Source organism: Streptomyces sp. NPDC002888 (genome assembly GCF_042888465.1).
Classification (GTDB): Bacteria; Actinomycetota; Actinomycetes; order Streptomycetales; family Streptomycetaceae; genus Streptomyces.
The window spans coordinates 135,716-148,335 of the sequence record NZ_JBIAPU010000024.1 but is presented as its reverse complement, the minus strand read 5'-3'; the positions used below and the strand labels follow the sequence as shown (position 1 = coordinate 148,335).

The window sequence follows — 12,620 nt, the reverse complement described above, 5'->3', positions numbered from 1 at the left end:
GTCGCGTGGTCTGGTGCCGTGCATCGCAAGGCGCCGGAGAGCCCTCGATGGGGGTCCCCCCGCTCGAGCGAAGCCGAGAGTGGGGGAGGAGCTTCTAGGGCTCTTCGGCAACGCGGCGAGGTGCGGTGCCAGGCCGCGCGACCCGGGCGGGCATGGTGCAAGGACCCCTTAGAACCGCCCGCGCGCCGTCAGCCCCTGCGGCGGTCCTTGCGCCGGCCGAGCTGTCTGGGGATCTCCCCGATGGCCAGGGGGTCCGCCGGCGTCTCCAGCGGCGGCAGAGCGGGCAGCGCGTCCCAGGACACCTGCATCTTCCGCAGGTCCGTCCGGATGCGTGCCGCGACCTTCTTCGTGTCACGCCGGTTCATGACCGCCCCGACGGCGGCTCCCACCATGAACGGCATCAGATTCGGCAGGTCGCGCACCATCCGCTTCATGATCTGCTGGCGGAGTTCGCGCTTCATCCGGCCCCCGAGGGCCGAGTCCAGGGACGACGGCTTCATCACGTCGATTCCGCGCTCCCCCGACCACGAGCGCAGGTAGGCGGTGCTGCGGTCCTTCAGGTTCCCCGGCGGCCGCAGGCCGTACACCTCGTGAAGTTCGGCGATGAGCTTCAGCTCGATCGCCGCGACCCCGGTGATCTCCGCGGCCAGTTCGGCCGGCATCGCCGGTGGCACGGGCAGCATCGCCGCCGCACCGATCCCCGCCCCGACCGTCGCCGTGGCGCTCGCTGCACCCGCCACGAGCTTGTCGGCGAGCTCTTCGGGCCCCAGGCCCGGGAACTGCCTGCGGAGCGCCTGAAGGTCGCGTACGGGCACGCGCGGGGCAATCTCGATGATCCGGTCGGCGAGGTACGCCAAGCCCGCCTTTGCGCGGTCTCCGCCCTTGCGGATGCCTTCCCTGGCCATCTCGCCGGCCTTGCCCCGCATCGCCGCGGCCCGTCGCCGGGCGACGGGCGCGGGGCTCTCCAGCGGCACCGGGAGGTCAGTCCGGCCATCCGCCGGTTCGAGCGAGGCCTGTCCCCCGGGGACCGTTTCCCCGTGGGATGAGCCCCGCTCGTCGTCACGCACGCCGTGAGGGCCGTCGGACGGCCCTTTGTCCGCTCCCCGTAGGGGGAAGCGGCGCTTCCGAGGAGGGGTCGAGCCAGTCACGGCCGACCCGTCCTCAGTCGCAGTCGCGGCAGATCGGCTGCCCGTTCTTCTCCCGGGCCAGCTGGCTGCGGTGGTGCACCAGGAAGCAGCTCATGCAGGTGAACTCGTCCTGCTGCTTGGGCAGCACGCGGACGGCCAACTCCTCATTGGAGAGGTCCGCGCCCGGCAGTTCGAGGCCCTCGGCGGCCTCGAATTCGTCCACGTCGACCGCGGAGGCCGACTTGTCGTTACGACGGGCCTTCAGTTCTTCAAGGCTGTCCGAGTCGACGTCGTCATCGGTCTTGCGTGGGGTGTCGTAGTCGGTTGCCATGTCGCTCTCCCCCTCTGGGTGTCTGCAGTGTCTCCAGCGCACGTAACGCGTGAGAGGCCGGACTTGTGCCCGACCCGAGGCGGAGATTTTGCCTCACATCAAGGTCTGTTACTCAATCGACACCCAACCCGACTCCTCAAGAGTGATCGGCATGGATGGCGATCGGGACCGTACACGGTCCTAATGCCGCACTTCAAAGGCGTCTCACCGTGTACTTCCCGTGATCAGGACCCCCGAAAACCCGGATTTTCCCGGCTTTCCGACGAGACTCATGATCACGCAGAGTAGATGGCCAGAAAATCGCCCCTGTGATCGATCACACACGAAAACGTCAGAACAGGGTCCCGAGAATTCCGCGCAAAGCGAACATCCCCGCGTGTGTCGCGACATGATCTCAGACGGGCAGGGTGACTCGCATCACGAGCCCTCCTCCCTCGCGCGGTGTGGCCACGATGTGGCCGCCGTGCGCCCGGGCCACGGACCGGACGATGGACAGGCCCAGGCCGACGCCCTTGTCGCTGCCCGTGCGTTCGGTACGCAGCCGTCGGAACGGCTCGAAGAGGTTGTCGATCTCGTACGCCGGCACGACCGGCCCGGTGTTCGAGACCACCAGCACCGCCTGCCCGTGCCGGATCTCCGTGAGGACCTCGACCCAGCCGTCCTCGGTCACGTTGTACCGCACGGCGTTCTGCACCAGGTTCAGGGCGATCCGCTCCAGCAGCACGCCATTGCCCTGGACGACCGCCGGCTCGCGCTTGCCGCGGATCTCCACGCCCTTGGCCTCCGCCTCGCCGTGCACCTGGTCGATGGCCTGGGAGGCCACCTCCGCCAGGTCGACCGGCTTGCGCTCGACGATCTGGTTGTCGCTGCGGGCCAGCAGCAGCAGCCCCTCCACGAGCTGCTCACTGCGCTCGTTGGTCGCCAGCAGCGTCTTGCCGAGCTGCTGGAGCTCCACGGGCGCGTTCGGGTCGGACAGATGCACTTCGAGCAGCGTGCGGTTGATCGCCAGCGGTGTTCTCAGCTCGTGCGAGGCGTTCCCGACAAAGCGCTGCTGAGCCGTGAAGGCCCGCTGCAGCCGCTCCAGCATGTCGTCGAAGGTGTCGGCCAGCTCCTTCAGCTCGTCGTCCGGGCCGTCCAGCTCGATACGACGGGACAGGTCCGAGCCCGCCACGGCGCGCGCGGTACGGGTGATCCGGCCGAGCGGGGACAGCACGCGCCCGGCCATGGCGTAGCCGAAGGCGAAGGCGATGATCGCGAGGCCGAGCAGGGTCAGCAGGGAGCGGCTGAGCAGGTCGTCCAGCGCGTGCCGACGCTGCTCGTTCGCGCACTCGGCCATCGCGCGGTTGAGCTCCGTCGCGGTCGGCGAGCTCGGGAAGTTGCAGGTCTCGCTGGCCACCTGACCCGAGAGGATCTTGAAGGGCAGCTCGCTGCCCACATTGAGCGCGTTCGCGGCCAGCAGGTAGATGATCGACAGCAGCAGGATGCCGGCGATCAGGAACATGCCGCCGTACAGCAGCGTGAGCCGTATCCGGATGGTCGGGCGCAGCCACGGGAACGGGGCCTGCGGCCGCCTGGGGTCCCACGTGGGCTTCGGGGGCGCCTGGGGAGGCGCGGGTGTCGCGGCCACGGGGGATCAGATCCGGTAGCCGGAGCCGGGGACGGTGACGATCACCGGGGGCTCGCCCAGCTTCCGGCGCAGCGTCATCACGGTGACACGCACGACGTTCGTGAACGGGTCGGTGTTCTCGTCCCAGGCCTTCTCGAGCAGCTGTTCCGCGGAGACGACCGCGCCCTCGCTGCGCATCAGCACCTCCAGGACGGCGAACTCCTTGGGCGCGAGCTGGACCTCCTTGCCGTCGCGGAAGACCTCGCGGCGGTTCGGGTCGAGCTTGATCCCGGCGCGCTCCAGGACGGGCGGCAGGGGCACGCTCGTACGGCGGCCCAGGGCACGCACGCGTGCCGTCAGCTCGCTGAACGCGAAGGGCTTGGGCAGATAGTCGTCGGCGCCGATCTCCAGACCCTCGACACGGTCGCTGACGTCGCCGGACGCCGTGAGCATCAGCACGCGCGTGGGCATGCCCAGCTCGACGATCTTGCGGCAGACGTCGTCGCCGTGCACGAGCGGGAGGTCGCGGTCGAGGACGACCACGTCGTAGTCGTTGACGCCGATGCGCTCCAGGGCGGCCGCACCGTCGTACACGACGTCGACGGCCATGGCCTCCCGGCGCAGTCCGGTGGCCACCGCATCGGCGAGCAGTTGCTCGTCCTCGACGACGAGTACGCGCACGTCGCTTGTCCTTCCTGTGTCCACCCGCGTAGCACTCAGTGAGCGCACGCGGGCAGGAGTCTTGACGGGTGTGTTGCTCCATCCTGCCCTTTTCGGCCATAAGTCGGCTGTAAGACGGGTGAGCGGAGCCTGAAGGGCAGGTATGAGGCAGGGGAATGTCAGATTTTCTCGTTCCGTTGAGGTTTCCGCGGAACGGAGCGGGGGGAGGACGGCTTTACACCCCGCGATCACGCTCTGCATGTGCCGTACCACCATGCGGCACGCCTCGATCCGCTTGCAGCAGAGTGGGCGTGGGTGTCCGGCACCGTCGCCGCCCAGCCTGGGCAGCGCTGGGCACCTACTGGAGACGTGATCGCCCCTTCCGAACGGCACACCCCCGTGCCATCGACCCACGACCCAGGACGAGGGGGCGCAGCATGGACGCATTCACCGCAGGACTTCTGCAGCGCATAAGGGCGACCGAGTCCGACCTGACGCGGGCTCGCGACGAGGGCGACGACTTCCTCGTCGAGGTGGAGCAGGCCGAGCTCGACGACCTGCGCCGCCTCGCCTACGAGCACGGTGTGGAGGTCGGCGCGTTCAGCGTCTGATCGGCGCAGCACGGTGGGGCCCCGGCGAATCCAGCGCCGGGGCCCTGCTGTGTTTTCTTGGGTCAGTCGTGCCAGGCGCCGAAGTCCTCCAGAAGGTGCTGGAGGGGCTCGAAGACGCCAGGGGTACCCGCGACTGCCAGAGCGCGTGACGGGCGCTCTCCGGGGCGTCCACCGGTCAGGACGCCCGCTTCCCGGGCGATGAGGTCGCCCGCGGCGAGGTCCCAGGGGTGCAGGCCGCGCTCGTAGTAGCCGTCGAGGCGGCCCGCGGCGAGGTCGCACAGGTCGACCGCGGCCGAGCCGCCGCGGCGGATGTCGCGCAGGAGGGGGATCAGCTTGTGGGCGACCTCGGCCTGGTGGGCGCGGACCTCGGTGACGTAGTTGAAGCCGGTGGAGACCAGGGCCTGCTCCAGGGGCGCGGTCGGGCGGCAGGCCAGCCTGCGCTCGCCCTCCCGGCCGCCGGTGGCCCACGCTCCGCCGCCGCGGACGGCGTGGTACGTCTCGCCGCGCATCGGGATGACGACCACGCCGGCGACGGTCTCGCCGTTTTCCTCGGCCGCGATGGAGACGGCCCAGGTGGGGAGCCCGTAGAGGTAGTTCACGGTGCCGTCGAGGGGGTCGATCACCCAGCGGATGCCGCTGGTGCCCTCGCTGGCGGCACCCTCCTCGCCGAGGAAGCCGTCGTCGGGGCGGTGGTCGGAGATGAGGCCGGTGATGAGCCGCTCCGCGGCGATGTCCATCTCGGTGACCACGTCGATGGGGCTCGACTTGGTCGCGGCGACCGCGAGGTCGGCCGGGCGGCCGTCGCGCAGCAGTTCGCCGGCCCGGCGGGCGGCCTCGTGCGCGAGCTTGAGCAGGTCCGTGTGCAGGGAGTCGGTCACGGGGCTCCTCATGCGTAGGGGCTGTCGGCGCCCGCGGCGGCGGGGCGGGGGGCGCGGGCCGGGCAGCAGCCCACCGGGCAGAGGTGGTGGCTCGAACCGAGGGCACCCAGGGCGCAGGGTGTGACCTCGTGGCCGCTCTCGACCGCGGCGCGCTCCAGGACGAGCTCGCGGATCGCGGCGGCGAACCGCGCATCGGCGCCGACCGTGGCCGAGCGGCGCACCGGCAGGCCCAGTTCCTCGGCCTTGGCCCTGGCCTCCGTGTCGAGGTCGTAGAGGACCTCCATGTGGTCGGAGACGAAGCCGATGGGGGCCATCACGACGGCGGGGACTCCGGCGGCGTGGCGCTCCTCCAGGTGGTCGCAGATGTCGGGCTCCAGCCAGGGGATGTGCGGGGCGCCGGAGCGGGACTGGTAGACGAGCTGCCAGGGGTGGTCGACGCCGGTGCGCTCGCGGACGGCGTCGGCGACGAGCCGTGCCACGTCCAGGTGCTGCCTGACGTACGCGCCGCCGTCGCCGTGGTCCTCGACCGGGCCGGAGGTGTCGGCGGACGCGGTGGGGATGGAGTGGGTCGTGAACGCGATGTGGGCGCCGTCCCGGACCTCCTCGGGGAGGTCGGCGAGGGACTCGATCACGCCGTCGATCATGGGCTCGAGGAAGCCGGGGTGGTTGAAGTAGTGGCGCAGCTTGTCGACCTTCGGCAGGTCGAGGCCCTCGGCCTCCAGGGCGGCCAGCGCGTCGGCGAGGTTCTCGCGGTACTGGCGGCAGCCGGAGTACGAGGCGTAGGCGCTGGTGGCGAGGACGAGGATGCGGCGGCGGCCGTCGGCGACCATCTCGCGCAGGGTGTCGGTCAGGTACGGGGCCCAGTTGCGGTTGCCCCAGTGGATCGGCAGATCCAGGCCGTGGTCGGCGAAGTCCTTGCGCAGGGCGTCCAGCAGGGCGCGGTTCTGGTCGTTGATGGGGCTGACCCCGCCGAACAGGAAGTAGTGCTGACCGACTTCCTTGAGGCGTTCCCTGGGGATGCCGCGCCCTCGCGTCACGTTCTCCAGGAAGGGGACGACGTCGTCCGGGCCTTCCGGGCCGCCGAAGGAGAGCAGGAGCAGGGCGTCGTAGGGGCTGGCATCGAGCGCGTCTGGCATGAGTCGATCCTGCCACCCGGCACCGACAGCCGGGAAACGGTGGGGTGACCAGTGGGGTACCGGCCTGTTTTCGCCGGTCGGCCGCCGACGGCTCGGCAGTGAGTTAGGGTGACCTAACTCTCGTAAGTTGTATCAGCTGCATTCGGACCTTACGAGCCGCCTTCGTTCACGCCGTGCCGAGCCGTCGTCCACGCGTGACCGGACCACCGGAGAGCCACGTGCCCAGCCCCTACCTCGCCCTGTTCGCCGCGCCCGGCTCCAAGGGCTTCTCCGCCGCGGGGTTCGTCGGCCGGATGCCGCTGTCGATGATGGGCATCGGCGTGGTCACGATGATCTCCCAGCTGACCGGGCGCTACGGGCTCGCGGGTGCGCTGTCGGCGACCATCGCGTTGGCCGCCGCGGTGCTCGGGCCGCAGATCTCACGGCTGGTGGACCAGTACGGGCAGCGCAGGGTGCTGCGTCCGGCGACGCTCGTCGCGCTCGCCTCGTCGGCCGTGCTGCTGCTCGCCGCGCACTACCGCTGGCCGGACTGGGTGCTGTTCGTCTGCTCCGCCGGCGTCGGCTCCGTGCCGAGCCTCGGGGCGATGATCCGCGCGCGCTGGGCGGCGCTGTACCGGGGCACCCCGCAGCTGCACACCGCGTACTCCTTCGAGTCCGTGGTGGACGAGGTGTGCTTCATCTTCGGGCCGATCATCTCCATCGGTCTGTCGACGGCCTGGTTCCCGGAGGCGGGGCCGCTGCTGGCGGCCTGCTTCCTCGCCGTCGGCGTCTTCTGGCTGACCGCGCAGCGCGCCACCGAGCCCGCGCCGCATCCGCGCGAGCACCGCGGTGGCGGCACGGCGCTGCGCTCGGCCGGGCTCCAGGTCCTGGTGGCCACCTTCGTGGCGACCGGGGCGATCTTCGGGGCCGTCGACGTGGTCACCGTCGCCTTCGCCGACGAGCGGGGCCACAAGGGTGCCGCGAGCGTGGTCCTCGCGCTCTATGCGGCGGGATCGTGCGTGGCGGGCATCGTGTTCGGGCTGCGGCACTTCAAGGGGGCGCCCGAACGTCGCTGGCTGCTGGGCGTCTTCATGATGGCCGTTAGTATGATCCCCCTCCTACTGGTCGGAAACTTGCCGTTTCTGGCCGTGGCGCTCTTCGTTGCGGGACTGTCCATCGCACCCACGATGATCACGACCATGTCCCTCATCGAGGAGCACGTACCACGCGCGCAACTGACCGAGGGCATGACCTGGGTGAGCACCGGGCTCGCCGTCGGGGTCGCGCTCGGCTCCTCCGTGGCCGGCTGGGTGATCGACGCGGCCGGCGCGCGTGCCGGGTACGGGGTTCCGGCGGTGTCCGGAGCCGTCGCGGTCGCGGTCGGTTTCCTGGGGTACCGCCGGCTCAGCAGGCCGGCTCCGCGTCGGGGAGGCACCGTTGAGCAGCACAGCGAGCGGCAGGAACGGCACGTGGCGTAACTGGGGAGGCAATGTCACCGCCCGCCCCGCGCGGGAGGTCACGCCCGCCTCCGTCGAGGAACTCGCCGCGGCCGTACGGCGGGCCGCCGAGGACGGCCTGAAGGTCAAGGCGGTCGGAACGGGGCACTCGTTCACGTCGATCGCCGCCACCGACGGGTTGTTGATCCGCCCTCAACTGTTGACCGGCATCCGCAACATCGACCGGGAGGCGGGGACCGTCACGGTCGAGGCCGGAACCCCGCTCAAGAGACTCAATGCGGCTCTCGCGCGCGAAGGCCTGTCGCTCACCAACATGGGCGACATCATGGACCAGACGGTCTCCGGCGCGACCAGCACCGGCACGCACGGCACGGGCCGCGAGTCCGGCTCGATCGCCGCGCAGATCAGGGGGCTGGAACTGGTCACGGCCGACGGTTCGGTGCTCACCTGTTCCGAGAAGGAGAACCCCGAGGTCTTCGCGGCCGCCCGTATCGGCCTGGGCGCCCTCGGCGTCGTCACCGCGATCACGTTCGCCGTGGAGCCGATCTTCCTGCTCACGGCACGCGAGGAGCCGATGCCGTTCGACAAGGTCCTCGCCGACTTCGACCAACTCTGGGCGGAGAACGAGCACTTCGAGTTCTACTGGTTCCCGCACACCGGCAACACCAACACCAAGCGCAACAACCGCAGCGCGGGTCCGGAGAAGCCGGTGCCGCAGCTCCAGGGCTGGTTCGAGGACGAGTTCCTCTCCAACGGCGTCTTCCAGGTGGCCCAGTGGGTGGGCCGGGCGGTGCCCGGCACGATCCCGACGATCGCGCAGATCTCCAGCAAGGCCCTGTCCGCGCGCACCTACACCGACATCCCCTACAAGGTCTTCACCTCTCCGCGCCGGGTGCGCTTCGTGGAGATGGAGTACGCCGTCCCGCGCGAGGCCGTGACCGAGGCGCTGCGCGAGCTGAAGGCCATGATCGACCGCTCCCCCGTGCGGATCAGCTTCCCGGTGGAGGTGCGCACCGCTCCCGCCGACGACATCACCCTGTCCACGGCCTCGGGGCGCGACAGCGCCTACATCGCCGTCCACATGGTCAAGGGCACGCCCTATCAGGGGTACTTCACGGCCGCGGAGCGCATCTTCACCGCGCACGAGGGCCGGCCGCACTGGGGCAAGGTGCACACGCGGGACGCGGAGTACTTCGCGAGGGTGTATCCGCGCTTCGGCGAGTTCACGGCGCTGCGGGACCGACTCGACCCGGACCGGCGGTTCCAGAACGACTACCTGCGCAGGGTTTTGGGGGCGTAGGAGGGCCGAGGGGGACGCAACAATAGTTCCGTTTCCGTGGATTGCGTGAAGTACGCCACTTTCAAGATCCCGAAAATCGCGTGACAGGCGGCCAGGTCCCCTCTCTTGCGAGAAGTTGGGCGGCGTGCCAATCCACGCACGTGGCCCAAATGGAGTACTGTTGCGAGCCCTGGGCCCGGTCTCCCGCCAGGATGTTCCGGGCCTTGCTGGATCGCCGGGAGGGGGCTAGTTGCACAGGGTGACGGAGTTGGTCACTTAGCGTTGCGAATTGGTAACCGTGCCATAACGGCGATACAGGGCCCGCGCCCGACACGCCGGGCAACACGGCAAGGTTGTGGCAGGCTGCACCCGGGCAGGCCACACTCGACTAGCGGAAGCAGCGACGCACGTGACGTCGGCAGGCACCACCCGGGAGGTCCCCATGCCCGAACTGCGTGTCGTGGCCGTCTCCAATGACGGCACACGGCTGGTGCTGAAGGCTGCGGACAGCACGGAGTACACGCTTCCCATCGACGAGCGTCTGCGTGCTGCCGTCCGCGGCGACCGTCCCCGCCTCGGCCAGATCGAGATCGAGGTGGAGAGCCATCTCCGCCCCCGTGACATCCAGGCGCGTATACGTGCCGGCGCGACGGCGGAGGAAGTCGCCCAGATGGCCGGCATCCCCGTCGATCGCGTACGCCGCTTCGAGGGCCCCGTGCTGGCCGAGCGGGCGTTCATGGCCGAGCGGGCCCGCAAGACACCCGTCCGCCGCCCCGGCGAGAACGCCGGACCTCAACTCGGCGAGGCCGTCCAGGAGCGACTGCTGCTGCGCGGCGCCGACAAGGACACCGTGCAGTGGGACTCCTGGCGCCGCGACGACGGCACCTGGGAGGTCCTGCTTGTCTACCTGGTCGCGGGCGAACCGCACTCGGCGAGCTGGACGTACGACCCTCCACGCAGACTCGTCCAGGCCGTCGACGACGAGGCGCGCTCGCTGATCGGCGAGTCCGACGACCTCGCCGCACCCGAGCCCAGCTTTCCGTTCGTACCGCGCATCGCCCGGCTGCCGCGCGACCGCACGCTCGAGCGCGGCCCCGAGCGGCCGAGCCTGCCGGCACAGGCGTCCGAGCCGGCCGAGGAGAGCACGAGCGAACGGGACTCGCTGACCAGCCTGTTGGAGGCGGTGCCGAGCTTCAGAGGCGACATGGTCGTCCCGGAACGCCCGGCGGAGTCCTCGGAGGAACCACCGGACGAGCCGGCCGCCGTCGAGGAGGAGCCCCCGGCTCCCGCCGCCTCCGCCGGTTCCGCGTACGCGGACGTCCTCATGCCCCGCTCGGTCAGCAGCCACCGCGACCGGCTGGTCGGCTCCACCGACCGCCAGGCCGAGGCGGACGGCGTCCGTCCCGGTCGCCGGGCTGCGGTCCCGAGCTGGGACGAGATCGTGTTCGGGACACGGCGCAAGAAGCAGGAGTAGCAGCCCGTACGAGGACGTCGGGCCCGCGTCGAAGAGGCGCGGGCCCTGTCCGTGTGCGTTGTCCGTGTGCCTGCGTGGCCAGTTCCGGAACTACTGAGGGTCGGGTCCCACGGCGACGGGTCGGGAGGGGTCCGAGGACCATTCCGACCAGGAGCCGACGTAGAGGGCTGACGGAACCCCGGCCACCGCCAGCGCCAGCACCTCGTGCGCCCCCGAGACGCCCGAGCCGCAGTAGACGCCCACCTCGGTGCCGTCGGAAGCCCCCAACGCCTTGAAGCGCGCCCTCAGCTCCTCGGCGGGCAGGAACCGGCCGTCCGGCCCCACGTTCTCGCTGGTGGGCGCCGAGACCGCCCCCGGAATGTGACCGCCGACCCGGTCGATCGGCTCCACCTCCCCGCGGTAGCGCTCCCCCGCGCGCGCGTCGAAGAGCACTCCGGCACGGGCCAGCGCGGCGGCCTCGTCCGCGTCGAGCAGGTCCGCGGGGGCGGGCACCGGCTCGAAGTCGCCCTCGGCGGGCGTGGGCACCTCCACCGACAACTGTTCCTTCCAGGACGGCAACCCGCCGTCGAGGACCCGCACGTCCGGGTGACCCGTCCAGCGCAGCATCCACCACGCGCGGGCCGCCGCCCAGCCCTGTCCGCCGTCGTACACGACGACCGGCTTCGCGGCCGACACCCCGGCCCGGCGCATGGCCGCGCCGAACTCCGACACCTCGGGCAGCGGGTGCCGGCCCCGCTCGCCGGGCGCGGCGGCCAGTTCCCGGTCCAGGTCCACGTAGACGGCGCCGGGGATGTGCCCGGCCGCGTACTCGGCCCGGCCGTCGAAGGGCGGCTCCCCGGCCGCCTTGGCCAGGCTGAGCTGCCAGCGGACGTCGAGCAGCACCGGCGGGTTCTCCCCCGCCAGGGCGCCCTCGAGTTCGGATGCGGAGATGATGGCGTTCATGGCCCCATCCTCGCGCACGGGGTGGCCGCAGCGTCCGCGTCCGGCTACTCTGCTCCGCCGGACAGGCCCGATCACGGGGCGTACCGTATCGGGCACGTGCGGTACAACCGATCGGCACCCGTCGGCAAGCGCGCGGAAACGGACCGGGAACCGCACACAGGGCACCCTACGGTCACGGGCCGGCATACCCGGCGGCGCGCCCGGGCGCCCGGCACGACGGGTGGTGCGAGCGTCGGCACGGGGTCCGGACAGCGGAAGCGAAAACGCGGCCACCGCAAGGGGCCGAGAAGAGAGTGACGATGACCGAGGCACGGGGGTCGGCCGGCCTGAACGGCGAAGCGCACGCTCGGTACATGCCCGGCACGCCCTGCTGGGTGAGTCTGATGGTGCACGGGCTGGCCGCGACCCAGGAGTTCTACCGTGGGCTGTTCGGCTGGGAGTTCGAGCCCGGCCCTCAGCAACTCGGGCCCTACGTACGGGCCCTGCTCGACGGCCGCGAGGTGGCCGGCATCGGGCAGCTGCCCCCCGACCGGCATCTCCCCATCGCCTGGACGCCCTACCTCGCCTCCGACGACGTGGATTTGACGGCCGAAACGGTACGGCTGTGCGGCGGCACCGTCGGCGTCGGTCCGTTGGACGCCGCCGAGGCCGGGCGTCTCGCTATCGGCTCCGACCCCTCGGGCGCCGTCTTCGGTATCTGGCAGGCGGCGGCGCACGGCGGCACACGCATCACCGGCGTGCCCGGCACACCCGCGTGGAACGAACTGCTGACCTTCGAGACCGCGAGCGTCACCAAGTTCTACAAGACGGTGTTCGGCTACGAGGAGGAGCCGGTGGTCTCCGCCGACTTCGACTACGTCACCCTGCAGGTCGACGGCCGCCCGGTCGCCGGAGTCCACGGCGTGGGCCACACCCTGCCCCGGGACCGGGGGCCGCACTGGCTGACGTACTTCGAAGTGGCCGACACGGACGAGGCACTGGACCTGCTCGTCGACCTCGGCGGCCATGTCCTCCAGGGGGCACACGACAGCGCCCACGGCCGTGTGGCCACCGCGGCCGACCCTGAGGGCGCCCTCTTCTCCCTGATTCAGAGCCCCCGCTGACGCCGAAGGCGCCGGCCCGCGCGCGGCGGCGGCGCTC

General features: G+C 70.9%; 12 protein-coding genes. 5 read left to right on the top strand and 7 right to left on the bottom strand.

Annotated features, from left to right (window positions below):
• Positions 1-188: 188 nt before the first annotated feature.
• The 4 genes from ACFYWX_RS33540 to ACFYWX_RS33525 form a co-directional block, all read right to left on the bottom strand.
• The gene (locus ACFYWX_RS33540) at positions 189-1,148 is read right to left on the bottom strand and encodes a hypothetical protein (RefSeq protein ID WP_389428594.1); all 960 of its coding nucleotides are present in this window, start codon (positions 1,146-1,148) and stop codon (positions 189-191) included.
• Positions 1,149-1,161: 13 nt separating this feature from the next.
• A complete protein-coding gene (locus ACFYWX_RS33535; RefSeq protein WP_003993510.1) occupies positions 1,162-1,458 on the bottom strand; it encodes a DUF4193 domain-containing protein in 297 nt (98 codons plus the stop codon).
• A 394-nt stretch (positions 1,459-1,852) separates the two neighbouring features.
• A complete protein-coding gene (locus tag ACFYWX_RS33530) occupies positions 1,853-3,085 on the bottom strand; it encodes a sensor histidine kinase (protein ID WP_389428593.1) in 1,233 nt (410 codons plus the stop codon).
• A gap of 6 nt (positions 3,086-3,091) precedes the next feature.
• Entirely contained in the window at positions 3,092-3,745 is a 654-nt protein-coding gene (locus tag ACFYWX_RS33525) for a response regulator transcription factor (RefSeq protein WP_007385219.1), read from the bottom strand.
• Positions 3,746-4,161: 416 nt separating this feature from the next.
• Here ACFYWX_RS33525 and ACFYWX_RS33520 point away from each other — a divergent pair, with 416 nt between their 5' ends.
• On the top strand, positions 4,162-4,335 hold the full coding sequence (locus ACFYWX_RS33520) for a hypothetical protein (RefSeq protein WP_389428592.1): 174 nt from the start codon (positions 4,162-4,164) through the stop codon (positions 4,333-4,335).
• A 62-nt stretch (positions 4,336-4,397) separates the two neighbouring features.
• Here the strand turns inward: ACFYWX_RS33520 and ACFYWX_RS33515 are convergent, their stop codons facing one another.
• Together ACFYWX_RS33515 and ACFYWX_RS33510 are read right to left on the bottom strand one after the other, a co-directional pair.
• Positions 4,398-5,213: an inositol monophosphatase family protein gene (locus ACFYWX_RS33515; RefSeq protein WP_389428591.1), complete on the bottom strand. Its 816-nt coding sequence runs from the start codon at positions 5,211-5,213 to the stop codon at positions 4,398-4,400.
• Positions 5,214-5,221: 8 nt separating this feature from the next.
• On the bottom strand, positions 5,222-6,349 hold the full coding sequence (locus ACFYWX_RS33510; protein WP_389428590.1) for a ferrochelatase: 1,128 nt from the start codon (positions 6,347-6,349) through the stop codon (positions 5,222-5,224).
• A 218-nt stretch (positions 6,350-6,567) separates the two neighbouring features.
• On the opposite strand from ACFYWX_RS33510, the gene ACFYWX_RS33505 reads away from it, so the two are divergent.
• The 3 genes from ACFYWX_RS33505 (at position 6,568) to sepH (ending at position 10,538) form a co-directional block, all read left to right on the top strand.
• Positions 6,568-7,806, top strand: coding sequence for an MFS transporter (locus tag ACFYWX_RS33505; protein ID WP_389428589.1), 1,239 nt, complete (start codon positions 6,568-6,570; stop codon positions 7,804-7,806).
• Positions 7,766-9,085 carry a D-arabinono-1,4-lactone oxidase gene (locus ACFYWX_RS33500; RefSeq protein WP_389428588.1) on the top strand — a complete coding sequence of 440 codons (1,320 nt, stop codon included), beginning with the start codon at positions 7,766-7,768 and terminating at the stop codon, positions 9,083-9,085. Before ACFYWX_RS33505 ends, ACFYWX_RS33500 begins: the two co-directional genes overlap by 41 nt.
• A 421-nt stretch (positions 9,086-9,506) precedes the next feature.
• Positions 9,507-10,538 carry a septation protein SepH gene (gene sepH / locus ACFYWX_RS33495; RefSeq protein WP_389428587.1) on the top strand — a complete coding sequence of 344 codons (1,032 nt, stop codon included), beginning with the start codon at positions 9,507-9,509 and terminating at the stop codon, positions 10,536-10,538.
• A gap of 90 nt (positions 10,539-10,628) precedes the next feature.
• Here sepH and ACFYWX_RS33490 read toward each other — a convergent pair whose 3' ends face one another.
• On the bottom strand, positions 10,629-11,480 hold the full coding sequence (locus ACFYWX_RS33490) for a sulfurtransferase (protein WP_389428586.1): 852 nt from the start codon (positions 11,478-11,480) through the stop codon (positions 10,629-10,631).
• A 299-nt stretch (positions 11,481-11,779) separates the two neighbouring features.
• Between ACFYWX_RS33490 and ACFYWX_RS33485 the strand changes: the two genes are divergently transcribed.
• Entirely contained in the window at positions 11,780-12,583 is an 804-nt protein-coding gene (locus ACFYWX_RS33485; RefSeq protein WP_389428585.1) for a VOC family protein, read from the top strand.
• Positions 12,584-12,620: the final 37 nt, after the last annotated feature.

What these genes read in the sequence shown, in the direction of transcription:
- ACFYWX_RS33535 (WP_003993510.1), bottom strand. Translation starts at nt 1,458, where the DNA reads ATGGCAACCGACTACGACACCCCACGCAAGACCGATGACGACGTCGAC.
- ACFYWX_RS33520 (WP_389428592.1), top strand. Translation starts at nt 4,162, where the DNA reads ATGGACGCATTCACCGCAGGACTTCTGCAGCGCATAAGGGCGACCGAG.
- ACFYWX_RS33510 (WP_389428590.1), bottom strand. Translation starts at nt 6,349, where the DNA reads ATGCCAGACGCGCTCGATGCCAGCCCCTACGACGCCCTGCTCCTGCTC.
- sepH (WP_389428587.1), top strand. Translation starts at nt 9,507, where the DNA reads ATGCCCGAACTGCGTGTCGTGGCCGTCTCCAATGACGGCACACGGCTG.
- ACFYWX_RS33490 (WP_389428586.1), bottom strand. Translation starts at nt 11,480, where the DNA reads ATGAACGCCATCATCTCCGCATCCGAACTCGAGGGCGCCCTGGCGGGG.
- ACFYWX_RS33485 (WP_389428585.1), top strand. Translation starts at nt 11,780, where the DNA reads ATGACCGAGGCACGGGGGTCGGCCGGCCTGAACGGCGAAGCGCACGCT.